We start from the raw sequence: 21,744 nt of genomic DNA, 5'->3' as shown, positions 1-21,744 counted from the left end.
TCCTCGTTCGGGGATCCGGGCCGGCGGGCAGGCCTCACCCCGGCCTGCCCGCCGTCAGGCCCTTAGGCCGGCCAGCCGAAGGCGCTGACGGTGTCGCGGTCGCGGCCCGGCTCCGGGTCGTTGAACACGAAGCACCGGGTGTTGTTGACGCTCCCGCCGGCGGCCTGGGCCGTCGAGAAGATCAGCACCGGGCGCGGCGCGCCGTCCTTGGTGACGAAGTTGGCGCGGAAGTTGATGATCGGGGAGTCCTCGTCCCACCGCGCCAGGAAGTCGTCGAGCAGGCCCTGGTCCTCGTAGATCCGGCGGATGTGCTGGCCCACGTACTCGCCCGGCGTCTCGGTGTACTCGACCAGGGCGATGTCGGCCGGGTTGGCGTGCATGACGCCGCCGTTGACGCCGATCAGGTGGATCGCGACGGGCGCCACCTGGTAGAACTCGCGCATCACGTCGACCTTGTCCTCGCTGGGTGCGAGGGAGGGGTGGGCGGCCTCGTCGACCGAGCGGATCCAGGCCGCGGCGTCGGAGGCGTTCTGGTCCTCGGCGGAGGTGCTCGACACCGGGAGGCGCTTGCCGAGCTCGGGCCGGCTGACCCAGTGGATCCGGGCGCCGTCGCCCTCGCCGACCCGTACGGCGTTGACGTAGGCGGTGCGCGCGTGGCCCCCGGTGTTGCGCAGGGTCACCTTGACGTGCTCGATCCGGTCCTGCTCGGCGAGGAGGCCCAGCAGGTGGGCGAGGCCGTCCTCGGCACCGTCGACGGCGATCCGGCCGCCGAGGTGGCTCGCCTCCCCGCCCATCAGGACGGAGAGCGCCTTGTTGTGGAGGACGACGGCGCCGGCGCCGTCGGTGACCGCGATGCCGACCGAGCTGTCGCCGATGACGTCGATCAGCTGCGCGTTGGTGGGGAATCCGTTGGTGGTGCCGGTCATTTCTCACTCCCAGTTCGCGTCGAATTCCTACTGGTTTCCGTGATTCGTTCGATCACGGAGGCTACGGGGTCCGGCCGGGCGAGGTAGTAGTCGTGCCCGCCGTCGAAGGTGAAGAGTCCGAGGAACCGGCCGGTGACGAATTCCCGCCAGGCCGGCATTTCCTCGGGACGGACGAATGTGTCGTCCCGTCCGCACAGCAGCGCGAGCGGGACCGCGAGCGGTTCCCGGTGCGGCCGGTACTCGCGCCGGATGCGCAGGTCCGTCGCGAGCCGGTCGCCGTCCGCGTCGCCGTCCGCGTCGGTGCCGCGCCGTTGCCGGCTCAGCGCCGCGAAGGCGGCGCCGATCGCGGCCCGCGGGGTGTGGCCCGGTTCGCGGGCGGCCGAGACCGTCAGGCTGGCGATCCGGCACACCGGGTCGGCCGTGAACCGGGCGGCCGTCTCGTACGCGAACAGCGAGCCCAGGCTGTGCCCGAACAGGTGCAGCCGGCGGCCGGGGAGGGCCCGGGCCAGCTCCCCGCTCCAGCGGTCGGCGGCCTCCCGGACGGAGCCCACCGGGCGCTCGTCCACGAGCCTTCCGCGGCCGGGCAGTTCGCAGTGCACCGCCGGGAGCCCGGGCGGCAGCAGGCCGCCGAGCGGGAAGTACGGCGAGGTGACGCTGCCGGCCGGCGGCAGGAACACCACCGCCTCCTCGGCCCGCTCGATGTCGCCCTGCAGCACGATGGATCGTCCAGAGGTCATGCGGAACTCCCCTGCCGGCCGGTGTCACTGACGAAGAAAGGTCCGTTCGATGCTGCCGAGGGTGCGGAAGGCGTCGAGGTCCACCTCGCTCGACTCGAGCATCCGGCCCCGCAGCTCCTCGACGTGGAGGACGAGCTCCACGAACTGCAGGGAGGTGATGACGCGGGTGTCGATGATGTCGGTCTCCGCGTCGAGTTCGGTCACGTCGGGGTTCCGCGCGAGGATCCAGTCGCGGACGTCCGTCCAGGTCGCTGCCATCGCGGCCGCCTCCTCCGGGTCAGCGGCTCGCACGGCCGGTCAGGTTGGCCGCGAACGCGTTGAACGCCGCGACCCGGTCGGCCACTTCACCGAGCAGCGCGAGGTCCCCCGGGCTGAACGGGCCCCGGCGGTGGGACGCGCCGCGCACCGCGACGAGGTGCCCGCCCGGCACTCCCCGGAACTCCAGCCGCAGGACCGCCGCGGAGTCGACCTGCAGCTCCGCCAGCCGCGCCAGCAGCTGCGGATCGGACTGGCCGGCAAGGCTCTCGTGGCTGCTGGCCACGAGCCGCGGTCCGCCGTCCCGCGCCGCCGCGCCGAGCAGTTCCCGCAGCGCGGGCGCGAACTGCTCGGGGCCGTGCTCGACGGGCTCGCCGTGCACGGCCGGCGCCTCCAGGAGGACGGCCGAGGCGAAGAAGGGGACGCAGGCCCTGGCCGCGGCCGGCACGACGTCCGCGAGCTCCGGGGTGTCCCGGACGGTGGCGCTGACGTGGGCGAGGAACCCCAGGGACTCCTCCGCGGTCTTGCGCCCCGCGATGTACCGCAGGGCGGTGGTCCAGTCCCCGGTGGGGTTTTCGGTGTTTCCGGACACGGTGCGACCTCGCATGCGTTGAGATGTGACTGGGTCGGCAGAATTCGAGCGAAAAATGCTCCGAATGAAAGGGCTTCGAGCCGAGAAGATTCGAGCGAAAGGGCTCCGGGCGAAACAGAACGTTCGCGATGCCGGGCATCCGCCGGGACGATTCCCGCGGGCAATTCCATTCAACGATACCCGTCGTTCCCGGCCGCAGCAAGAAGGAATTCGCGGTCAGCGGAACGTCACGTCGGGGTCCAGCAGGCAGAGTTGACCGTCGGCCAGGTGCAGGCGGTCGTTGCCGTAGTTCAGGGCGGCCGAGCGCAGGTCCCGCAGGGCCTTCTCCAGCCCGGTCGGCGAGTCCTTCAGGTAGCCGTGGCGCAGCCCGACCGCGTCGACCAGGTCGTCGACGGCGGCGTGGCACTCCTCGGCGGCCGTGATCTTCAGCGCGTTCAGCAGCAGTTGACTGCTCGGCGCGGACAGGTCGGCCTGCCGCTCGACCAGGTCCTGGGTGCGTCGGAGCAGGGCGTGGACGGTGTCGAGCCGCTGTCGGGCCCGGGACAGCCGGGTCAGCAGCAGTTCCGACCCGAGGTCGAAGCGCCCTCGGCCGGCCGGGTCGCGCAGCAGTCGCACGACCCGGGACATGGCCCCGCTCGCCGTGCCCAGCCACGCGGCGGACCACCCCAGGTGGGCCAGTGGCCCGAAGACGGACTGGGCGATCCGGTGGAACGCGCCGTGTTCGCCGATCACCTGGTCCCCGGGGACGTCGCCGGTCAGCTTCATCGGGAGGCTCTGGCTGGCGCGCATGCCCATCGGGTCCCACCGGCCGGAGGCCGTCACCGTGAGCTGGGCGCGGTCCGCGTAGACCAGCGAGACCTGGTGGTCGGCGGTGGCGTGCGGGCTGCGCATGGTGATCAGGAAGCCGTCCGCGTGGGTCCCCCCGGTCACGATCGGCGCGGTGCGGTCGATCTCCAGCCGCTCGCCGCTCTCGCGCAGCGGGGCGTAGGACTTGAAGAGGTGGCCGCCCTTGCCGGTCTCGGTGGTGACCGAGGCCAGGTAGAGCTCGCCGGCGGCCAGGCGGGCCATCAGTTTCTCCCGCAGCGGCGGGCGCGCGTACCGCACGAGGGCCTCCGACTGCTGGCAGTGCATCGCGAAGATCATCGCCAGCGACATGTCGGTGCGGCCCAGGGCGAGGGTGACGTCGACCAGGTCGGCGAGGGTGCCGCCGAGGCCGCCGTCCGCCGTGGGCACGAGCAGGCCGAGCAGGCCGGTGCGGCGCAGCTCCGCCAGGGCGTGCTCCGGGAAGAGCGCTTCCCGCTCGGTGCGGGCCAGGTGCTCCTCGGCGACCCGGGTGACGGCCCGGAGGCGGTCCGCCAGATCCGTCGAGTCCCCGCCGGGGCCGTTCGTCTCGTCCGTGCTCACTGCGACTCCTTTCGAGGGGTGGCGTCGGCCGCCCGGAGCGCCTGGTGGTCGATCTTTCCGTTGCGGGTCAGCGGCAGGGCGTCCCACGCGCGCCAGCGCCTCGGCACCATCGCCGCCGGCAGGGCCGCGCTCAGGGCCTGGTGGAGTTCGCCCGACGGCACCGGGGCGCGCAGGCTGTAGTGGGCGACGAGTTCGCCGCGGTCGCCCTCCCCGGCGACCACGACGGCGCACCGCTCGACGCCCGGGTGGCGGCTCAGGACGGCTTCGATCTCGTCGAGTTCCATCCGCACTCCGGCGACCTTCACCTGGCGGTCGCTGCGGCCGAAGTAGTGCACCACCCCGGCGTCGAAGGCCGCGAGGTCGCCGGTGCGGTAGAGCCGTCCGGTCGGGGAGTCCGGGTCGAAGGGGTCGCGGAAGAAGGCCCGGTCGGTGGTCTCGGGCGCGTTGAGGTAGCCGAGGCCGACGCAGGTGCCGCCGACGAACAGCTCGCCGGTCTCGCCGGGTTCGCCGGCCCGCCAGGTGCCGTCCTCGCCCCGCACCAGCAGGTAGAGGGTGGTCCCGAGGACGGGGGTGCCGACCGGGATCCGGTCCCGCGCCAGGTCGGCGGCGGTCACCGTGTGGTGGGTGATGTCGTCGGAGCACTCGGTGGGGCCGTAGGCGTTGACGACGGACACCCCGGGGAGGGCGTCGAGCACCCGGGCGGCGAGCGAGGGGTGCAGCTCCTCGCCGGTGGACAGCAGGTGGCGCAGCGTCCCGAGGCATCCGTTGTCGAGCCGCTTGGCCTCGTCGACCAGCCAGCCGACCATGGTGGGCACCAGCTCGACCACCGTCACGCCCGCGGCGTCGAGCGTGCCGATGAGCGAGCGCGGGAAGCGCAGGGCGGCGTCCGGGACGACCACGACGCGCCCGCCGACGAGGAACGGGCAGAGCATCTGCCAGATCGAGATGTCGAACACCAGCGGGGCGGTGAAGGCGACCGCGTCCCGGGGGCCCAGCGCGAGGTCGTGGACCTTGGCCCGGAGGTGGTTGAGCATCCCCCGGTGCTCGACGGTGGCCCCCTTGGGGCGGCCGGTGGTGCCGGAGGTGAAGATGGTGTACCGGGTCTCCGCCGACCGGTCGCCGCCGTCCCGTTCCGGGAGCGTGTCGGCCCGGAGCTCGGCGGGCAGGTCGACGACGGGGATCCGCTCCGCCACCGCGGACGAGCGGGCCGCGTGGGCGGTGTCGCGGGCGCCGGTGTAGTCGAGGAGCAGGGCCGCGCGGCTCTGGCCGAGGACGTCGCGGACCCGGACGGCCGGCCAGCCCGGGTCGACGGGCAGGTAGGAGGCGCCGAGCGCCTCCAGCGCCAGGAGGACGACCGGCGTCCGGGCGCTGCGGGGGCCGACCGCGGCGACGACGGCGCCCGGCCGCACGCCGTGCGCGCGCAGCACCTCGCGGGTGGCGGCGACCTGTTCGAGGAGCTCGCGGTAGCCGATCGTGCGGTCGCCCTCGACGACGGCGGGGCGCCGCGGGTCCGCCTCGGCGTACCGGACGACGTGGTCGAGGACGGCCGTCCGGGTGTCCTCCTGCCGGCTGTTGCGCAGGGCCAGGCCGGCGGCCCGGGCCACCGCGCCGGGGGCCAGGGGCAGTTCGGCCCACACCCGGGCGGGGACGGCCGTTCGCTGGTCGGTCGTCATCGGGGGCCGGCCTCCGTCGTCGGGGCGGTGTGGCGGTCCAGGTCGTGGAAGAAGCCGTCCACGACGACGAGTTCGCCGGCGTCGCGGGCCCGGGTGAACACCCGCTCGCCGACCGCGAGGTCGAGGACGCCCAGCCCGAAGGGCGAGAAGACGACGGTGCGGTCGCCGGGCACCGCGACCCGGCCGGTGAGCACGTCGGCCAGCGTGCCGGCGAGGAAGTCCCGGTTGCCGGTGCGCTGTTCCACCAGGTGCACCGAGGTGTTCGCCTTGAGGACGTGCTCGACGTCGTCGACGACGTTGACGCTGTCCAGGACGACGTCGGCGCCGAGGTCCCGCAGGGACACGTGCAGGACCAGCGGGTGGTGGGCGAACCAGGACGGGTCGTCCAGGTGCGGGGTCGCCGCGGTGGTGGCGAGGACGACCACGTCGCTGGCGCGGATCAGCTCCTCGGCGGTCCCGTGGACGCGGACCTGGCCCGCGCCGCCGACCGTCCGCAGGTGCTGCGCGAACGCGCCGGCGTAGTCCGCCGACAGGTCGTGGACGCCGAGCTCCTCGGGCTTCCAGTCGAGCGCGGCGAGGTACTGGTGGATGTACCGGGCGATCAGCCCGGTGCCGATGAAGCCGACGCTGCGCGGCCGGGGGCGGTCGGCGGTGAGCGCGCGGGCGGCCACCGCCGCGGACGCGGCCGTGCGGACCGCGCTGATGATGGAGCTCTCCAGGCAGGCGTACGGGTAGCCGGTCACCGGGTCGTTGAGGATCAGGGCGGCGGAGGCGCGGGGCAGGCCGCGCTCCAGGTTCTCGGGGAAGCTGGAGATCCACTTGATGCCGTCGACGGGCCGCTCGCCGCCGACCGAGGCCGGCAGGGCGATGATGCGGGCGGTGGGCCGGTCCGGAAAGCGCAGGAAGTACGAGGGCGGGTTGACGGTCCGCTCCTCGCCGTGCAGCAGGTACGTCCGCTCGACGAGGTCGATCAGTTCGTGCTGCCGGCCGTCCAGCATCCGGTGCACCGTGCGGCCGGGGATCACGGCGAAGCTCGGCTTCTCGGGCTGAAGGTGCGCGGGCGGGTTCGCAGGCGGGTTCACAGGCTCTCCAGGAGTTGGTCGAAGTCGGCCCGTCCGTAGTGGTCGGTGACCCAGGTGTCGTCGTAGATGGTGGTGAGGTAGCGCTCCCCCAGGTCGGGGGCGATCGCGACGGCGGTGTCCACCGAGGCGCCGTGCTGGGCGAGCCACTGCGCGGCGGCACAGGTCACGGTCCCCGAGGAGCCGCCCAGGAGGATGCCGCGGCCGGCGAGTTGGCGGCAGGTGCGGATGGTGTCGATCTCGTGGACGCGGATCACCTCGTCCACGAGGCCGGCGGTGAGCTCGGGGGCGATCAGCGGCATCGGGGCGCCGGCGCCGAGCCCGGGGATGTGCCGCTTCCCCGGCTCCCCGGCGAAGTTGACCGAGCCGACGCTGTCGACGGCGACGATGCGCACGCCGGGCCGGTGCTCCCGGAAGTAGCGGGCGCAGCCCATCAGGGTGCCCCCGGTGCCGACGCCGACGAACAGCGTGTCGAGCTCCGGGAAGTCCTTGGCGATCACGGCGGCGGTGCTCTCGTAGTGGGAGACCCAGTTGGCCGGGTTCTCGTACTGGTTGAGCCAGACGTAGGACGGGTCCTCGGCGCACCGCTCGCGCACGTGGGCGCGGCGCGCGCCGAGGAAGCCGTCGACCGGGTCGGGTTCGTCGAGGACGACGACCTCGGCGCCCAGGGCGCGCATCAGGGTGACCGTGGCCGGGTTGCAGTTGACGTCGGTGACGCAGACGAACCGCAGCCCGCGCGAGGCGGCGATCACCGACAGCGCGACCCCGAGGTTGCCGGAGGAGGACTCGATGAGGACGGAGTCCGGCCCCAGGACTCCGTCCTGCTGGGCCGCGGAGACCATCCGGGCGGCGGGCTGCATCTTGATCGAGCCCGCGAGGTTGAACCCCTCGCACTTGAGGACCAGGGGGATGCCGAGACTGCTGCGCAGGTCGATGTAGACATCGCTCTCGACGGGTTCATGGGCGGCGGTGATCACGGCCATGCTTGATCCTTCCCTTCGTCCGTGGCGGCATGGTCGGCTCACGGACGGATCGTCATGCGGGACCGCTCCCTCGGAGCCGGCTGTGACGGTTCCCGCGCCGCGCGGTCGCGGCGCAGGTAGACGGTGCGGACCACGGCCACGCACAGGGCGTAGTAGCCGAGGAACGCGACGAAGGCGAGCACGCCGCTGCCCGAGGGGCTGTCGTAGGCGGCGCGGAAGACCAGGTTGACGGCCACTCCGCCGAGGGCGCCGATCGCTCCCGCGATGCCGAGCACCGCACCGCTGAGGCGCCGCGACCGCTCGAACTCGGCCCGGGCGTCCTCGCCCGCGGCCACCGCGGCCTCGGCCTGCGCGGCGAAGACCGCGGGGATCATCTTGTACGTGGAGCCGTTGCCGAGGCCGCTCAGCACGAAGAGCGCGGTGAAGCCGGCGACGAACAGCGGGAACGACTTGGTGTGGGAGGCGAGGATCAGCTCGCCGGCGCCCGCCGCCATCCCGAGGAAGGTCAGCAGGGTGACCCGCGCACCGCCCCACCGGTCGGCCAGCCGGCCGCCGACCGGCCGGGACAGCGAGCCCAACAGCGGCCCCAGGAAGGTGAATTCGGCCGCCTGCAGCGAGGTCGAGCCGAACTGGGTCTTCAACACCAGGCCGAACGCGAAGCCGTAGCCGATGAAGGAGCCGAACGTGCCGATGTACAGCAGGGAGATCCACCAGGTGTGCGGCTGCCGGACGGCCTCGCGCTGCGCCCCGGGCGCGGCGCGCACGACGTCGACGTTGTCCATCCGCAGGGCGGCGAGCACCGCGACCAGCGCGATCAGCGGGAGGTAGGCGGCGGCGACGTAGGCGGGGTGGGTGTCACCGACGGTGGCGATCACGAGGAGGCCGAGGAGCTGGACGACCGCGACGCCGAGGTTGCCGCCGCCGGCGTTCAGGCCCAGCGCCCAGCCCTGGTGGCGCTGCGGGAAGAAGGCGGTGATGTTCGTCATCGAGGAGGCGAAGTTCCCGCCCCCGACCCCCGCCGTCGCGGCGATCAGCAGGAACACCCACAGCGGCGTCCCGGGCCGCTGGACGAAGACGACGGCGAGCACGGTCGGCACGAGGAGCACGACGGAGGCGAACACCGTCCAGTTGCGCCCGCCGAAGCGGGTCACCGCGTAGCTGTACGGCAGCCGTAGCAGGGCTCCGACCAGCGTGGGCGTGATCACGAGGAGGAACTTCTCCCCCGCGGTGAAGCCCAGTCCGATGGCGGGGGACATGAACAGCACCAGCACCGACCACATGCTCCAGACGGAGAAGCCGATGTGTTCGGACAGCACCGACAGCCAGAGGTTGCGGTGGGCGATGCGCCGGCCGGAGCTCTCCCAGCGGTCCTCGTCCTCCGGGTCCCAGCCCTCGATCCACCGTCCTCGGTCGGGATGTTTGCTCGGCATGGCGGTCCGTTCTCCTGTCTCGGCGGAAGTGGTCCGGTGCGAGGTGACGGCTGCTCACGTGCTTCAGGCGGTAGGACGCCTGCAGCATAGATAGACCGAACAGCGTTCCACAATGGGGAACATGAGGAATACATCAGGTCCCCCGGAGCACACCTGGAACCACCCTCCGCCCCAGCCGCCCCTTGGACCTGTCGTGACCTTGACGTAACCAGGGCCATGAGTTTGGATGATGATCGACCATCACTTCAGACCTCTCATCACGCCCCCCGACACGTGAGATCTTCACTCTTCAGGACATCCTGTTCGGATTCGGTTCGCTCGTCGCATCAGGAGAGAGTCGGTGAATGTCGCACTCGTTCGCTGCTGGATTACCGGCATCAGCGTGACCCTCGAAGAACACCGTGACCGTCTGACGGAACTCGATTCAGTCATCGGAGACGGGGACCACGGAGTCAACCTGGTCCGCGGCTTCACCCGGGCCGCCCTCGAACTCGGAGCGGCACCCCGCTCGGACGAAACCGTCGGCGGCCTGCTGGACTTCACCGGCGGGGTGCTGATCTCCACCGTCGGAGGCGCCGCCGGCCCCCTCTACGGCAGCGCGTTCCGGGCCATGGGCACGGCGCTCGGCGACACCGCCGAGACCGACGAGGCCCGCTTCGCCGAGGCGCTCCAGGCCGGGCTCGACGTGCTCCAGGAACTGGGGGCCGCGGATCCCGGGGACAAGACCATGGTCGACGCCTACGCCCCGGCCGTCGCCGCGTTCCGGGACACCGTCCTCGCCCACGGGGGCTTCCTCGCGGCCGCCAGGGCCGCCGCCGAGGCCGCGGAGACCGCCCTGGACACCACCATCACGCTGCGGGCCCGGAAGGGCCGGGCCTCCTACCTGGGGTTGCGCACCATCGGGCACCAGGACCCGGGCGCCGCCTCGACCACGCTCGTCTTCCGCGCCCTCGCCGACACCATCGGCTCCGGGCGCCCCGGTCACCTGCCGGGCGAGTGACGCGACCGGCCCGCCCCGGGCCCGCGCCGCGACACACGGAAGCGGTGCCACCCACGCCCCGGAGACCCGGGGACGGGTGACACCGCTTCAGCGCGCGTCACTTGTTCACATGACTCACTCGCGTCAGTCGGACAGGCCGACGAGCTCCTTCGCCCGGGCCCGCGCCCAGCGGTCCGCCTCGGCGATCGCCTCCAGCGTCATCGCCTCGTTCGGCACCCGGTCGTGCTCCCCGACGATCTTGCCGAGCGTGTCCACGATGCCGAGGAAGGGCAGCCGGCCCGCGACGAAGGCCGCCACCAGCTCCTCGTTGGCGGCGTTGAACACGGCGGGCACGGTGCCGCCGGCCTCGCCGACCTCGTAGGCGAGCTGGACGCCCGGGAACGCGTCGCCGTCCACCGGGAAGAACTCCCAGGTCGACGCCTTGGTCCAGTCGCAGGAGGGCGCCGCGTCCGGCACCCGGTCCGGCCAGCCGAGCCCGAGGGACAGCGGCAGCCGGATGTCCGGCGGACTCACCTGCGCCAGGGTGGACCCGTCCGTGAACTCGACCATCGAGTGGACCATCACCTGCGGGTGGACCACGACCTCGATGCGGCTGAACGGGATGTCGAAGAGCAGGTGCGCCTCGATCACCTCCAGGCCCTTGTTCACCAGGTTCGCGCAGTTGATGGTGATGACCGGCCCCATGTTCCACACCGGGTGGGCCAGGGCCTGCTCCGGCGTGACGGCGGCCATCTCGGCCCGGCCGCGGCCGTGGAACGGGCCGCCGCTCGCGGTGACCACCAGCTTGCGGACGTCCTGCTCCTTGCCGCCCTGGAGGCACTGGAACAGCGCGGAGTGCTCGGAGTCGACCGGGAGGATCTGACCGGGCGCGGCCACCTTCTTGACCAGCGGCCCGCCGACGATCAGCGACTCCTTGTTCGCCAGGATGAGCCTGCTGCCCGACTTCAGCGCCGCGAGGGTCGGCTCCAGGCCGACCGAGCCGGTGATGCCGTTCAGCACCGAGTCGCACGGCAGGGCCGCGAGCTCGGTCGAGGCCTCCGGGCCGTGGAGCAGGTCCGGCAGCTTGAAGTCGCCCGACTTCAGGCCGCGCTTGGCGGCCTCGTCGCGCAGGGCGGCCCGGAAGTCCTCGACGGCGCCGCTGTCCGCCAGACCCACCTGCTCGACCTCGAGGTCGAGCGCCTGGGCGGCCAGCAGGGACAGGTTGCCGCCGCCGGCCGAGAGCGCCCGCACCCGGAACCGCGCGCGGTTGCGCTGGATGACGTCGATGGCCTGCGTTCCGATGGACCCCGTCGAGCCCAGGATGACGACGCTGCGAGGGTCGTTCGAGAGAGAAGTCACGATCGTCAGCGTATCGCGAATCCCGTGACGGCCCGTCACCCGGCCGACTCTCCCGGGTGATCGGCACCTTCCGCACACGACCGCGAGCAGCACCGCGAGGCCGGCCCGGGGCGCCCCGGGCCGGCCTCGCGCGGACTTCCGTCAGTGCGTCGGCTTCGCCGCCGCCTTCATGCCCCAGCGGTGGGTGGACAGCGAGGTGGGGAACTGCCGGCCGTTCTCCACGTTGATCCACAGCCGCAGGAGGTGGCGGGAGCTGTCGGTGCTGCCGTCCTCCTCGTCGCTGTACGCGCCGCGCCGGTGCACGGTGACGTTGTCGTCCACGAGCTGCATGTCGCCGGGCTCCAGGCGCATCGAGACGTGGTTCTCCGGCCGGGAGGCGATCTCCTCGAAGGTGTCGAGGGCGAGCTTCTCCACCTCCGGCTGCTCGAAGCCGAGCTTCGCCGTGCCGGAGTCGGCGAAGTTGCGCAGGAAGTAGCGGCAGCTCAACTGGCCGTTGTGGTAGCCGAAGATGGCGTTGCGGTAGGCCGGCGGCTCACCGGGCGGCTCCTCGCCGCGGTAGTCGAAGAACACCCCGGCGTAGTACAGCCCGAGCAGTTCGGGGGCCTCCTGCAGCAGGGTGTTGTAGATGTGCATGGCGCTCGCCACGTGGAACTCGCCGCCGTGCTTGGCCTGCGTCAGGCACAGCAGCGCGGCGATGTCCGGGGCGTCGCTGTGCCAGGGCAGCGACTCGTTGGTCTGGTAGCCGCGGATGGTCTTGGAGTTCAGCCGGCCCTTGCCGTAGTCGCGGATCGACACGACCCGGTCGCCGTGCCCGTTCTGGGCCACCGCGGTGCCCAGGTGCAGGCCGACGACGCCCATCACCACCTGCGACTCGGCCACGGTCAGGCCCTCGGTGGGCACGCCCCTGAGCATGGCCAGGCCGAAGCCGTGCTCCAACTGCTCGACGCACTGCGCCACGAGCTTCCCGGCCCGCTCCAGCGGGACGGCCTTGCGGTCGAGGTCCCAGACCGTCAGGCCCTGCTCGTTGATCCGCTCGGCGGCCTCCAGGATCTCGGCCCGCATCCCCTCGTCGAGGACGTAGGTCCACTGCGAGGCGTCCTCGACCTGCGCACGCTGCCAGACGCTGCGGCCGGTGACGGGCTTCTTCAGAATCTCAACCACGAACTGTCCTTCCTGAGTGCGATTCGTTCATTCCCTGCTGCTGCGCCCCGCCGGGCTGCTCCTGCACCCCGCCGGGCTGCTGCCGCGCCCCGCCGAGCCCCAGCACCGCCAGAAGGCCGATGGCCGTACCGGACGTCACGGTGCGTCCGGAGCGCAGGAGTTCGGCAGCCTCGTCGAGCGGCATCCACCGCGTCTCCTGCGCCTCGGTGCACTCGGTCGGCCCGCCGACCAGGTCCGCGCCGTCCGCCAGGTAGATGTGGTGCGGGCTGTCGACCATGCCCGCCATCGGCTGGTAGGTGAGGAGGTGGCGGACGTTCCTGGGGCGGTAGCCGGTCTCCTCCTCCGCCTCGCGGGCGGCCGTCACCGCCGGATCCTCCCGGTCGTCGACCAGGCCGCCGGGCAGCTCCCAGCCCCACAGGTCGGAGACGAAGCGGTGCCGGTACATCATCAGGATCCGCTGCCGCTCGTCCTGCACGACGATGATCGCCGCGCCCGGCGCCCGGACGAAGTGGTGCTCGACCGTCTCGCCGCCCGGCAGCTCGACGTCGGCCACCGACACGGTCAGGAAGCGGCTGTCGTGGACGACCCGCTCGCCCCGCCCCAGCCAGCGCACCTGCGCGCCGTCCTCAGCCGTCGGCACGGCCCGCCCCCTCGGTCGTCGCGGCGCCCCGCGGGCCGCCGACGATCTCGGCGACCGCGGCGACCACCACCTCGTTCTCCGCGCGGCTGCGGCTGGAGACCCGCAGGTAGGCGTCCCCGCCCGGCATGGACTTCCCGGAGCACTCCTTGGTGAGGATCCGGAACCGGCGGAACAGCTCGTGGGCCAGCTCGGGCGCCCGGATCCCGCCGGTGAGCTCGACGAAGACGAAGTTCGCGTCCGGCGGCACCACCCGGATCCCGGGGAGCGCCGCCAGCCCCTCGGCCAGCGCGAGCGTGTTCTGCCGCATCTGCCGGCAGCTGTCCGCGAAGGCCCGGCGGAAGTGCGGCAGCACCCGCAGGAACTCCTCCGCGAACCCGTTGATGTCCCAGATCGGCAGCTCCGCCCGCAGGGTCCGGGCGAGCTCGGTGTCCGCGGTGGCCGCGTACCCCAGCCGGATCCCGCCGACGCCGTAGACCTTGCTGATGCTCTTGAGCAGCAGCACGTTGCGGTGCCGGTCCAGGAACGGGCCGATCGAGGCGATCGGCGCGGGCGCGAAGTCGACGAAGGACTCGTCGATCACCAGCAGCACGTCGGGGCCCACCAGGTCGGCGAGCCGGCGCAGATCGGCCAGCGGGACGCCGACCGAGGTCGGGTTGTTGGGGCTCACCACGACCGCCGTGTCGACCCCGCTGCGCCGGACGAAGGCGGCGTAGTCCTCCACCGGGAGCCGGAAGTCGGGCGCGTCGAGCTGGTACCGGTGCACCCGTTCGGCGCCGACGACGTTCTCGTACTCGTTGAAGCCGGGGACCGGGACGGTCCAGTTCCCGCGCAGGCGGGCCAGGATCTTGATGATCTCCGAGCTCCCGTTGGCCAGCACGACCTCCTCCGGCCGCCGGGCGGCGATGGTCGCGGCCAGCTCGGTGAGCGGCGCGTGGGCCGAGGGGTAGTTGCGCAGCACCGCGTCGAAGTCCGAGCGCAGGATCTCCATCATCTCGGCGGGCGGGAAGTGCACGTTGTAGAGCAGGGCGTGGTCCGTCACCCCGTAGCGCCAGTAGCCGCCGTGCAGCGACTCCAGGATCCGCTGCTGCTCGCGCGGCGGGCTGAACCGGAAGTCGGCCTGGCGCTGGTCGCCCGGGTCGTCCACCTCGTACCAGGCGAGGTCGCTGATGTCGGCGACCCGCCAGGCGTGGCCCCCGGCGGCCAGGCCGTCGCTGACGGCGTAGTCGTAGTAGCCCTGGCCGGCCAACCGCCGGTCGAGCTCCTCCAGGGCGGGCAGGAACCGCTCCCGCAGGAAGGCCTCGCGCAGCAGGTAGAGGTTGGCCGTCTTGAGCGCGCCGGGGTGGTCGAACGCCCCGGCCTGCCGGCGGTCGTCGACGTAGTCGGTGAGCACGCCGTCCGCGTCGGCCCGGACCACGGTGCCGGCGAGCGGCCGCAGCGGTCGGCTCGCCGCCACCGCGCTGGCCTCCGGGGCGGCCGCCAGCCGCTCCAGCACGGCCGGCTCGAACACCACGTCGCCCTCCAGCAGGAAGACGTCCTGGTCGAGGAACTCGCGGGCCAGCCGGACCGATCGGAGGTTGTTGGTCGTCGAGGGGTCCGGGTTGACCACGTAATGGATCTTCATTCCGGCGTACTCGCCGCCCGCGAGCTCCCGTACGGCCTCCCGCAGGTGGCCCACGACGAGGACCACCTCCTGGACGCCGACGCCGGCCAGGTGGCCGAGGGTGTGGGCCAGGATCGGGCGGCCGGCCACCGGGGTGAGCGGCTTGGGCCGCCGGGAGGAGGGCTCCCCCAGCCGCGACCCGAGTCCCGCCGCCAGCACGACGGCCCTGACCGGCACCGCGTCCGGCGTGGCGAAGGTCCGGTTCTCGTTCAACGCCCATCCTCCGTACGATCGTTGGCGAGCAGGGCGCGGAGGATCACGGCGCCGATGTCGTGCTGGTACACCCAGACGCCGTCGAGGCGCCCCCGGTACCCCGGCTCGCCGCCGGTCTCCTCCGACGGGACGAGCCCGGCGCCCAGTCCGTACATCACCAGCCGTTCGGCGCGGCCGCCCGCGGCCAGGCCGGGCAGGCCGTCCCGGCCGGTGTCCACCGCGCCACGGGGGCGGGCCAGTTCGAGCTCCCGGCCGTCCGCGCCGAGCAGCCGGGGCAGCCGCGCGTCGTAGCCGAGCGCGGTGATGACCAGGTCCGCGTCGCCGACGGCGGCCTCCAGCGCCTCCGCCGTCCAGGGGCCGTCCAGGACGACCTGGCCGAAGCCGTCCGGCGCCTTCTCCGCGGCCAGGCCCATGACCTGCCGCGCCAGTTCCCGGGCCGGCCCGCGGAGCCCGCCGAACCGGTGCACCCGGCCGCTGGGCCCGCAGACGTCGGCCTCGTCCCAGCGGTAGCCCTCGGCCCGGGCCTCGGCCGCCGAGAAGTAGAAGATCGGCGGCAGCCGGCGCTCGACCACCGTGACCTCCACCGGCCCGGCGAACCAGCCCGCGCGGGCCAGCCGGGCCAGGTGGGCGGCGACCGCCCAGGCGCTGTGGGCGCCGCCGAGGACGGCGATGCTGCCGAGCGCGCGGTGCGGGGATGCGGCGTCGGGGTGCCAGGACGGGTCGGTGATGACCTCGCCGGAGGACAGCACCCGCAGCCCGGGCCGGCGCTCCACGAGGGCCGCCAGCGCGTCCGGGGCCAGCTCGGTCCGCTCGCGCCCGCCCATGGTCAGCAGGACCCGGTCGCCGGTGTGCGAGAGCTCGCCGTCCGGCCCGGAGAGCAGCACCGTCGCGCGCTCCGGCCCGGTCCTGACCTCGACCACCCGGTGCCCCAAAAGGGCGTCGCAGCGCGGGTGTCGGCGCAGGGCGTCGACGACCCGCTCGCCGACCAGGGTCAGGAAGGCGCCGACCACCGGCAGCGGCGGGTACTCGTCGGCCCAGCCCCTGAGCTCCCGGGCCTCGGCGCTGTCCGCCAGCCCGGCCAGCAGGCCGCTCCCGGCGGGGCCGTCCAGGCACTCCAGGAAGGCCGAGCCCAGCGAGTTGGCGCGGATCCCGTAGTGCGGGATGGAGCCCGATCCCGCTCGCCCGGTGGCCTCGACCAGCAGGACGCCCCGGTCGAGGAACTCCTCCAGCCGCCCCTGGACCGCGGCGGCCACCACCGCGGAGACGCCCGCGGGGCCACCGCCGCAGATGACGGTCGCGTAGTGCGTCATGCGCCCACCGCCCGGGCGAGGTCCCGGTGCGCCGTCATCCACTCGCAGGCCAGGTCGACGAAGGCGCGCTGGCCGTAGAGCACGGCAGCGGCCTCGCCGACCGTCCCCCGGGAGTGTCCCGGAGTACGGGTGAGGCAGCTCTCCCCCATGGTTTGGAAGTCCTCCTCGAAGTAGACGATGTCCTCCTGCTCGACCCAGCGCACCCGGTCGCCCTCCGGCACCGGGACCCGCCTGCGGTGGCTCCGCCGGCCGGGGTACGCGGTGCGGTACTCGGCGAGGTGGAAGGAGGTGTTGCTCTCGAAGCCGCAGCCCAGGAGCAGCACCTGGCCGTCGAGCCGGTAGACCTGCTCCAGCGGCGATCCCCTCCCCAGGCGCTCCGTCAGGCCGTGCTCGGCGACGACCTGTTCGGCGTGCGCGCCCCAGGCGGCGAAGGAGTTCTGCGGGTGGCCGCTGCGCACCGCGCCGGCCGCGCGGCGGAAGCACTCGGCGACCGCCCCCATGCCCCGGGTGGGCGTCAGGTCGGGGTCGAAGGGCGGCATCTGCTCCCGGATGACCGGCCACCAGTCCTCCGGCACCGGGGGACGGCGCCAGGTGGACGGGTCCGACAGGTCGCCGGAGAACGTCGGCATGACCAGCGTGCCCTCCTTGCCGACGGCGTCCTGCAGGGCGAGCACGACGGCCTGGGCCCCTCCGCACACCCACCCGAGTGCGGACAGCGACGCGTGGACCAGCAGTACGCCGCCGGGGCGCACCCCCAGTGCGGCCAGGTCCGACGCCAGCCGGTCCCTGGTGACGAGCTCCCGGTCCTGACGGTCCGGCTCCAAGTCTTCCCTCCTCGCGTCGATGTGACGGATCATCCGATGTCCCGCAGGCGCTCGATGACGGCTTCGGCGTAGGCCGTGGTGGTCACGGCCCGCGCCGCCCGGTCGGGCGGCAGCAGGTCGAAGGTGACGGACCGGCCCTCCTCGAGCACGCTCCGCACGGCGGCCCGGATCCGGGCCGCCGTCGGTGCCTCGCCGAGGTGGTCCAGCAGCATGCAGCCGGACAGGATCAGGGCCGTGGGATTGAGCCGATTGCTTCCGGCGAATTCCGGGGCGGAACCGTGGGTCGCTTCGAACACGGCCGTCCGGTCACCGATATTGGCGCCCGGTGCCATCCCCAGTCCGCCGACCAGTGCGGCGGTGACGTCGGAGATCACGTCGCCGTACAGATTGGGCAGGACGAGGACGTCGCGGTCCGCCGGATCGCGGACCAGGGAATCGCAGAGAACGGTGACCGGAACGGTCGCCGTGACGATGTCCGGATACTCCGGGCCGAGTTCCCGGGCCGCCTCGAAGAAAAGCCCCTCGGTTCTCGGGTAACGATAGACGTCGGCACCCACCTCGACCTTTCTCCGGCCGTTCTTCCGGGCGTGGTCGAGCGCGAAGGCGACGATCCGGCGGCTTCCGCCCGGAGTGATCGGCTTCAGCGAGAAGGCGATTCCCGGGTCGGCGTGACCGAATTCCGACAGGGTGGCCGAAACCACCGCCGCCCCGTCCGAATCCGCCGGGTACTCCAGCCCGGAATAGACGTCCTCGGTGTTCTCCCGGACGACCACGACGTCGATGCCGGAATCGACCGCCCCGGCGCCCGGCCAGACCCGCACCGGCCGGACGCACGCGTACAGGTCGAGCTCCCGGCGGATCGTGATGTTCACCGACCGGTGGCCCACCCCGATCGGCGTCGTGGTCGGCCCCTTCAGGGCCACCCCGTTGCGCCGGATCGAATCGAGCGTGCTCGCGGGCAGCAGCTCCCCCACCGACCGGAGCGCGCCCTGGCCGGCCGGCCGGACGTCCCAGTCGAGGTGGAAGCCCGCGGAGCCCGCCGCGGTGTCCAGTACCGTCCGGGCGGCGGCGACCAGCTCCGGGCCGCTGCCGTCTCCCGCGATCAGAGTGACTGTGTGTTTACGCATGGCTTCTCGTGTCTGCGGCGCCACACCGCTCGACGCCGTGGGTGGACGGCGCCGCACCTCTCGACGCCGTGGGTGGGCGGCGGCGGCTCAGCGCTGGAGCTCGAAGACCTCGGAGAGCTTCGCGACCTTCGGCTCGATCCGCAGGCTGGAGCGGTCGTGCGTGATCTGACGCAGGCTCTCGCGCATCGAGGTGATGGAGGCCCGCAGCGCCTGGTTGGCGTAGATCGCGAGCGAGAAGCCGGCCTCGTGGAGGTCGTCCGCGGTCACCGCGGGGTACGTGGTCGGGACGGCGACCAGCGGCACGTCCTTGCGCTGCCAGCTGCGGCCGAAGTCCAGGATCTCCAGGCCGTCCCGCGACTTGGAGTGGATCAGGATGGCGTCCGCGCCGGCCGCGACGTAGGCGTCGGCCCGCGCGATCGCGTCCTCCTTGACGCCGCCGGCGATGAAGGTCTCGATCCGCGCCACGACCACGAAGTCGTCGGTCTGCTGGGCCTTCTTGGCCGCCGCGAGCTTGGCGGCGAAGCCCTCGATCGTCTCCTGGTCCTGGGCCCCGTCACCGAGCGAGTTGCGCTTCGGGAAGACCTTGTCCTCGATGCAGACGCCGGCGATGCCGGCCCGCTCGTACCGCTCGACCATCCGGGCCACGTTGCGTTCGTCGCCGAACCCGGTGTCGCAGTCGGCCAGCACCGGGAGGTCGGTGCTGTCGTTCATGACCCTGGCCGCTTCCAGGAATTCCGTCATCGTCAGGATGCTGTCGTCCGGGACGGCGTGTGCGGCGGAAATTCCCAGACCGCTCGCCCACAGAACATCGAATCCCGCGTCCTGGGCTATTCGCGCGCTCAGACCGTCGTGCACACCGGCGGCGATCGACATTCCGCCGCGTGCGATGGCCCTGCGTAACATGGTTCGCTTGGTCAAGGAATCTCCCAGTCCGAAGATGGATGATGCGCTAACCGTTCACCTGGTGTCGGGGGACAGTCAACCCCATGTACGCCACCGACCACACGAGCTATGCTAGCTAACCACCCGTCACAGGGGTTGGCAAGGAGATTCGAAGGCGGCCGGAGTCCGGCCCTGTATCATCCGCGGCCCGTTATGTCCGATTCCGCTGATCTTGCCTTGCTATCGGCACCGGTATCCAAGTTGTCCCTCAAGGAGGATTCCGCAAGATGCGCAACGACTTAGTGCTCGAGGACACCACTCTGCGCGACGGGGAACAGACCCCGGGCGTGGCGTTCTCGAAGGAAACGAAGACGGCGATCCTCAACGCGCTCATCGAGGCCGGGGTGACGTCGATCGAGATCGGCATCCCCGCCATGGGCGGCGAGGAACTGGACTTCATCAAGTCCGTCGTCGACCGGCAGGACGAAGCCCGCCTGGTGGTGTGGCACCGTGGTGTCCGCGAGGACGTCGAACGCTCCCTCGACCTGGGCTTCACGTCCGTCCACGTCGGCCTGCCGACCTCGGCCGGCCACCTCAAGGCCAGCGTGCGCAAGGACCGCACCTGGCTCCTCGCGACGGCCCGCGACATGGTCAAGATGGCCAAGGACCGGGGCGCGTTCGTCTCGATCAGCGCCGAGGACATCGCCCGGACCGAGATCTCCTTCCTGCAGGAGTATGCCGGGGTGGTCGCCGAGGCCGGCGCGGACCGCCTCCGGCTCTCCGACACCGTGGGCCTGCTCGGCCCGGAGGCCTACGGCGAGCGGGTGGCCGCGGTGCTGAGCGCGGCCGACATCGACGTGCAGTGCCACGCGCACAACGACTTCGGCCTGGCCACCGCCAACACGCTGGCCGGCCTCAAGGCCGGGGCGCGGTACTTCCACGTCACCGTGAACGCCATCGGCGAGCGGGCCGGCATGGCCGACCTCGCGCAGGTCGTGGTCGCCCTGAAGAAGCTGTACGACCGCGACCTGGGCATCGACCTGACCAAGCTGAAGAAGGTCAGCCGGCTGGTGGCGGAGGCGGCCGGCCACCAGGTCCTCCCCTGGCAGCCGATCACCGGCGACAACGTGTTCGCGCACGAGTCGGGCATCCACGCCAACGGCATGTTCCGCGACACCTCCTCCTTCGAGCCCTTCCCGCCGGAGCACGTCGGCGGCGAGCGCCGGTACGTGCTCGGCAAGCACTCCGGCCGGGCGCTGGTCGCCTGGGCGCTGGAGCAGGAGGGCATCACCCCGCGCGAGGAGCTGCTGCCGCACTGCCTGGAGGAGGTCCGGGCCCTGTCGATCAGGATCGGCGGCGCCGTCTCGCACGAGCAGCTCGTCGAGATCTACAACAAGGCCGCCGCCTGACCTTGTTGACGACCGGTCAGGACCGGGCGGGGCCCTCGGCCCGGAGCGACTTCCGGGCCGTGGTCACCGCCTGGTCCCAACCGATCGGGCCGCCGTCCCGGCGCACGAGTTCGGCCGCCGCTCGGCGCAGGGCGCGGCCGGCCGGCGGCAGGCGCAGGTGCTCGGCGAGCGCCGCGCCTGCCGCCAGCGTCGAGGCGAGCCGGCGGACCCGCCACCGTTCGGGGTCCGCGTCCGGGGCACTGGTGTCCAGGGCGGGGTCGTGGCCGAACAGCGGCCGGCCGGCCGGGTCGTAGGTGGTGCAGACGCCGAGCTGGTCGGTGGTCATCTGGCCGGCCAGCGCGGCGGCGAGCAGATCGGCGAACGAGCTGTGCGTGAGGATCGCCCGGTAGTCGAGCGGGTTCCGGACCAACTCGGCGGCCATGTGATCGATGATCAGGCTCCGCCAGGCGATCCCGGCCGCACCGGCGAGGCTCTCCAGGGTCTCGGCCGCGGTCAGTGCGAAAAGCCCGTCGGTGTGTTTGATCGAATTCCCCTTGTGCGCCACCACGAGGTCGTCGACATCCAGTCGGCGGCACATTCCGACCGCCGTCCGGACGAACTCGGAAACCCGGTCCGGAGCGATCGCCTGAATTCCCAGGGCGGCCTGCTCCGGTATCTCCCGGGGCCCGAGTTCGGCAGCCGTCTTGACCAGCGCGAGCTGTTCCCCGGAATTGCTCTCGAATTCCATCCCGGTATCGCTCATGTCGAGCTCGTAGCGGAACAGGAGGACGTTCACGGTGCCATCGGAACGCACCAGGGGGCCGCGGCGCTCGATCACGCTGAACGTCCCGCCCCAGGCGCGCCGGGCGGCGCGGGCCAGACCGTACGCCGACGCCCCCGGCTCGGCGAAGGGCGGCAGCAGGCCTGCCTCCGGCTTCCGCCCTCCGTCCCCGTCCGGCGCCTGACCGGCGACGATCCGCCAGTTCGCGGTCAGGCCGGCCGACTCCAGCAGCTCCAGGGCGGCCGGCAGCACGCTGGCCTCCGGGCGCGGCGAGTCGCTCCGGACGGCGACGTCCGGGTACTGGGAAACAGTCATCTCACCCTCGATTTCGTTGAAGATCC

General features: G+C 72.4%; 20 protein-coding genes. 2 read left to right on the top strand and 18 right to left on the bottom strand.

What is annotated here, in order from left to right:
* Window positions 1-62: 62 nt before the first annotated feature.
* From VM95_RS23295 to VM95_RS23255, 9 genes are all read right to left on the bottom strand, one after another.
* A complete protein-coding gene (locus VM95_RS23295; RefSeq protein WP_045700004.1) occupies window positions 63-926 on the bottom strand; it encodes a PAS domain-containing protein in 864 nt (287 codons plus the stop codon).
* Window positions 923-1,663 carry a thioesterase II family protein gene (locus tag VM95_RS23290; protein ID WP_078860417.1) on the bottom strand — a complete coding sequence of 247 codons (741 nt, stop codon included), beginning with the start codon at window positions 1,661-1,663 and terminating at the stop codon, window positions 923-925. The genes VM95_RS23295 and VM95_RS23290 overlap by 4 nt, the downstream gene beginning before the upstream one ends.
* A 24-nt stretch (window positions 1,664-1,687) precedes the next feature.
* Window positions 1,688-1,921 (bottom strand): hypothetical protein, encoded by a 234-nt coding sequence (locus VM95_RS23285; protein WP_045700002.1) that lies wholly within the window; start codon window positions 1,919-1,921, stop codon window positions 1,688-1,690.
* A 19-nt stretch (window positions 1,922-1,940) separates the two neighbouring features.
* Window positions 1,941-2,510, bottom strand: coding sequence for a GAF domain-containing protein (locus tag VM95_RS23280; RefSeq protein WP_045700001.1), 570 nt, complete (start codon window positions 2,508-2,510; stop codon window positions 1,941-1,943).
* A gap of 216 nt (window positions 2,511-2,726) precedes the next feature.
* The gene (locus VM95_RS23275) at window positions 2,727-3,914 is read right to left on the bottom strand and encodes an acyl-CoA dehydrogenase family protein (protein ID WP_244178909.1); all 1,188 of its coding nucleotides are present in this window, start codon (window positions 3,912-3,914) and stop codon (window positions 2,727-2,729) included.
* Window positions 3,911-5,587 (bottom strand): amino acid adenylation domain-containing protein, encoded by a 1,677-nt coding sequence (locus VM95_RS23270; RefSeq protein ID WP_045700000.1) that lies wholly within the window; start codon window positions 5,585-5,587, stop codon window positions 3,911-3,913. Before VM95_RS23270 ends, VM95_RS23275 begins: the two co-directional genes overlap by 4 nt.
* Window positions 5,584-6,669 carry a 2,3-diaminopropionate biosynthesis protein SbnB gene (sbnB, locus tag VM95_RS23265; RefSeq protein ID WP_045699999.1) on the bottom strand — a complete coding sequence of 362 codons (1,086 nt, stop codon included), beginning with the start codon at window positions 6,667-6,669 and terminating at the stop codon, window positions 5,584-5,586. Before sbnB ends, VM95_RS23270 begins: the two co-directional genes overlap by 4 nt.
* The gene (gene sbnA / locus VM95_RS23260) at window positions 6,666-7,649 is read right to left on the bottom strand and encodes a 2,3-diaminopropionate biosynthesis protein SbnA (RefSeq protein WP_045699998.1); all 984 of its coding nucleotides are present in this window, start codon (window positions 7,647-7,649) and stop codon (window positions 6,666-6,668) included. The genes sbnB and sbnA overlap by 4 nt, the downstream gene beginning before the upstream one ends.
* A gap of 38 nt (window positions 7,650-7,687) precedes the next feature.
* On the bottom strand, window positions 7,688-9,079 hold the full coding sequence (locus VM95_RS23255; protein ID WP_045699997.1) for a nitrate/nitrite transporter: 1,392 nt from the start codon (window positions 9,077-9,079) through the stop codon (window positions 7,688-7,690).
* 340 nt (window positions 9,080-9,419) lie between these two features.
* On the opposite strand from VM95_RS23255, the gene dhaL reads away from it, so the two are divergent.
* On the top strand, window positions 9,420-10,079 hold the full coding sequence (gene dhaL, locus VM95_RS23250) for a dihydroxyacetone kinase subunit DhaL (RefSeq protein ID WP_045699996.1): 660 nt from the start codon (window positions 9,420-9,422) through the stop codon (window positions 10,077-10,079).
* 123 nt (window positions 10,080-10,202) lie between these two features.
* Here the strand turns inward: dhaL and dxr are convergent, their stop codons facing one another.
* From dxr to VM95_RS23210, 8 genes are all read right to left on the bottom strand, one after another.
* Entirely contained in the window at window positions 10,203-11,417 is a 1,215-nt protein-coding gene (gene dxr / locus VM95_RS23245) for a 1-deoxy-D-xylulose-5-phosphate reductoisomerase (protein WP_045699995.1), read from the bottom strand.
* Window positions 11,418-11,558: 141 nt separating this feature from the next.
* Window positions 11,559-12,578, bottom strand: a complete 1,020-nt coding sequence (locus VM95_RS23240) for a TauD/TfdA family dioxygenase (protein ID WP_244178907.1) — start codon at window positions 12,576-12,578, stop codon at window positions 11,559-11,561.
* The gene (locus VM95_RS23235; RefSeq protein WP_063773546.1) at window positions 12,571-13,218 is read right to left on the bottom strand and encodes an NUDIX hydrolase; all 648 of its coding nucleotides are present in this window, start codon (window positions 13,216-13,218) and stop codon (window positions 12,571-12,573) included. The genes VM95_RS23240 and VM95_RS23235 overlap by 8 nt, the downstream gene beginning before the upstream one ends.
* A complete protein-coding gene (locus tag VM95_RS23230) occupies window positions 13,205-15,091 on the bottom strand; it encodes an aminotransferase class I/II-fold pyridoxal phosphate-dependent enzyme (protein WP_078860415.1) in 1,887 nt (628 codons plus the stop codon). The genes VM95_RS23235 and VM95_RS23230 overlap by 14 nt, the downstream gene beginning before the upstream one ends.
* Window positions 15,088-16,401: a hypothetical protein gene (locus tag VM95_RS23225; protein ID WP_045699994.1), complete on the bottom strand. Its 1,314-nt coding sequence runs from the start codon at window positions 16,399-16,401 to the stop codon at window positions 15,088-15,090. The genes VM95_RS23230 and VM95_RS23225 overlap by 4 nt, the downstream gene beginning before the upstream one ends.
* Window positions 16,398-17,225 (bottom strand): AAC(3) family N-acetyltransferase, encoded by an 828-nt coding sequence (locus VM95_RS23220; protein WP_045699993.1) that lies wholly within the window; start codon window positions 17,223-17,225, stop codon window positions 16,398-16,400. Before VM95_RS23220 ends, VM95_RS23225 begins: the two co-directional genes overlap by 4 nt.
* Before the next feature lie 29 nt (window positions 17,226-17,254).
* On the bottom strand, window positions 17,255-18,352 hold the full coding sequence (locus VM95_RS23215; protein WP_045699992.1) for an isocitrate/isopropylmalate dehydrogenase family protein: 1,098 nt from the start codon (window positions 18,350-18,352) through the stop codon (window positions 17,255-17,257).
* Between the two features lie 87 nt (window positions 18,353-18,439).
* Window positions 18,440-19,225, bottom strand: a complete 786-nt coding sequence (locus VM95_RS23210; RefSeq protein WP_244178910.1) for an isocitrate lyase/phosphoenolpyruvate mutase family protein — start codon at window positions 19,223-19,225, stop codon at window positions 18,440-18,442.
* A 296-nt stretch (window positions 19,226-19,521) separates the two neighbouring features.
* Between VM95_RS23210 and VM95_RS23205 the strand changes: the two genes are divergently transcribed.
* Window positions 19,522-20,643 (top strand): homocitrate synthase/isopropylmalate synthase family protein, encoded by a 1,122-nt coding sequence (locus VM95_RS23205; RefSeq protein WP_045699990.1) that lies wholly within the window; start codon window positions 19,522-19,524, stop codon window positions 20,641-20,643.
* A gap of 16 nt (window positions 20,644-20,659) precedes the next feature.
* Here the strand turns inward: VM95_RS23205 and VM95_RS23200 are convergent, their stop codons facing one another.
* Complete coding sequence (locus VM95_RS23200; protein WP_045699989.1) at window positions 20,660-21,718, bottom strand: isocitrate/isopropylmalate family dehydrogenase; 1,059 nt, start codon at window positions 21,716-21,718, stop codon at window positions 20,660-20,662.
* Window positions 21,719-21,744: the final 26 nt, after the last annotated feature.

The sequence above is a fragment of the Streptomyces rubellomurinus genome (genome assembly GCF_000961885.1).
In the GTDB taxonomy this organism is placed as follows: domain Bacteria; phylum Actinomycetota; class Actinomycetes; order Streptomycetales; family Streptomycetaceae; genus Kitasatospora; species Kitasatospora rubellomurina.
The sequence above is the reverse complement of the archived record's forward strand: the minus strand, read 5'-3'. Positions and strand labels throughout refer to the sequence as shown.